1 protein-coding gene is annotated in these 2,078 nt (G+C 74.2%); it reads right to left on the bottom strand.

Annotation, left to right across the window (positions count from 1 at the left end; all coding sequences use genetic code 11):
• The coding region (locus ACIRFH_RS36535; protein WP_403530896.1) for a type I polyketide synthase at positions 1-2,078 on the bottom strand (2,078 nt) is incomplete at both ends.

Below are 2,078 nucleotides of genomic sequence, written 5' to 3'. Positions count from 1 at the left end.
CCCCTCCACGACATCCGGATGGGCCCGACCCCCGGCCAACGCCCGCAACGCCACAACGGCCTCGGCGACGGACCCGGCGGTGACACCGGCCCGATGCTCGAAATGCGTACGGTGACGAGCGGCGGTGGCGGCGACATCGAGGAGGGCCGTGTCACCCGCGCCTTCCAGCCGGTCGGCCCAGCGCCCGGCCTGGGCGCGCAGAGCCGCCTCGTCACGGCCGGAGACGACCACCGGCAGCGGGCCGTGGCCGGCCTCGGCGGCCGGTTCGGCGCTCTCGCGGTGCGGGGCCTCTTCCAGGACGACATGGGCGTTGGTACCGCTCAGGCCGAACGACGACACGCCCGCACGCCGGACGCGGCCGGCCTGCGCAGCCCAGGGGCGCGCCTCGTCGAGCAGGGCGAGGCCGCTGTCGTCCCACTGGATGTGCGGGCTCGGCTCGTCGGCGTAGAGGGTCTTGGGCAGGGTGTCGTGCTGGAGGGCGAGGACCATCTTCATCACACCCGCGACACCGGCGGCGGCCTGCGCGTGCCCGATGTTCGACTTCGACGACCCCAGGTACAGCGGCCGGTCCGGGGTGCGCTCCGGGCCGAAGACCTCCGCCAGGGCGCCCGCCTCGATGGGGTCGCCGAGCGGGGTGCCGGTGCCGTGCGCCTCGACGGCGTCGATGTCGGCCGGGGTGAGCCGCGACGCGGCCAGCGCGTCCTGGATCACCCGCTGCTGGGAGGGACCGTTGGGGGCGGTCAGGCCCTGGCTGCGACCGTCCTGGTTGACGGCCGAACCGCGGATCACCGCCAGCACCCGGTCACCGTCGCGCTCCGCCGCCGACAGCCGCTTCAGGACCAGGATGCCGCAGCCGTCGGACCAGCCGGCACCGTCGGCCAGCGCCGAGAAGGACTTGCAGCGGCCGTCGGGCGCCATCCCCTTCAACCGCGAGAACTCCACGAACAGCCGCGGGGTGCTCATCACGGTGACGCCCCCGACCAGGGCGAGTTCGCACTCGTCCTGGCGCAGGGCGCCCGCCGCGAGGTGCAGGGCGACCAGGGAGGAGGAGCAGGCGGTGTCGATCGTGACCGCGGGCCCCTGGAGGCCGAGCGCGTAGGAGACACGGCCGGAGACGACGCTGCTGGCGTTGCCGGTGCTGACGTAGCCGTCGAAGGCGTCGAGTTCGCGGCCCTGCTCGCCGTAGTCGGAGCTCATGGTGCCCAGGTAGACGCCGGTGCGGCTCTCGGAGAGCGTGCCCGGGCGGATGCCCGCGCGCTCCAGCGCCTCCCAGGCGGTCTCCAGGACGAGCCGCTGCTGCGGGTCCATGGACAGCGCCTCGCGCTGGGAGATCCCGAAGAAGGCGGCGTCGAAGCCCTCCACGTCGTCGATGAAGCCGCCCTCGCGGGCGTAGCTCTTGCCGACCGCCTCCGGGTCCGGGTCGTAGACGTCGAGTTTCGCCCAGCGTGGCGGCAGACCGCCGACCGCGTCGCCGCCGGAGGCGAGGAGATCCCAGTACTGCTCGGGGGTGTCGATGCCGCCCGGCAGGCGGCACGCCATCGACACCACCGCGATCGGCTCGTCGGCCCCGGTCGCCCTGCGGCGTACCACGGCCTTGGAGCGGCGCGCGCTCCGCTCGGGTGCCAGTTTGTCGAGGAGCAGTCCGGCGATGGCGGCCGGCGTCGGGTGGTCGAAGGCGAGGGTGGAGGGCAGCGACAGTCCGGTCTCGGCCGACAGGCGGCGGCGCAGTTCGACCGCCATCAGGGAGTCGATGCCGAGTTCCTTGAGCACCTGCTGCGTACCGATCGCGTCGGCGTCGGCGATGCCCAGCACCACGGCCGCCTCACGCTGCACCAGCCCCGTCAGATACGGCACCCGCTCGGCCTCCGCCAGCCCGAGCAGCCGCTCGCGCAGCCCCGAGGGGGCCTCGGCGGCCTCGCCCGTCCGCCTGCGCGCCGGACGCACCAGGCCGCGCAGCAGGCTCGGCACCTCCTCCTGCCGCATCAGAGCGGTGAGTTCGAGTTTCACGGGGACGAGGTGTGCGGGAGCCGCCTCCGCGAGTGCCGCGTCGAGGGCGGCCAGCGCCTGCCGCTCGCTCA

Source organism: Streptomyces sp. NPDC093586, from assembly GCF_044764905.1.
Taxonomy (GTDB): domain Bacteria; phylum Actinomycetota; class Actinomycetes; order Streptomycetales; family Streptomycetaceae; genus Streptomyces.
This window is presented reverse-complemented; position numbering and strand designations above follow the sequence as displayed.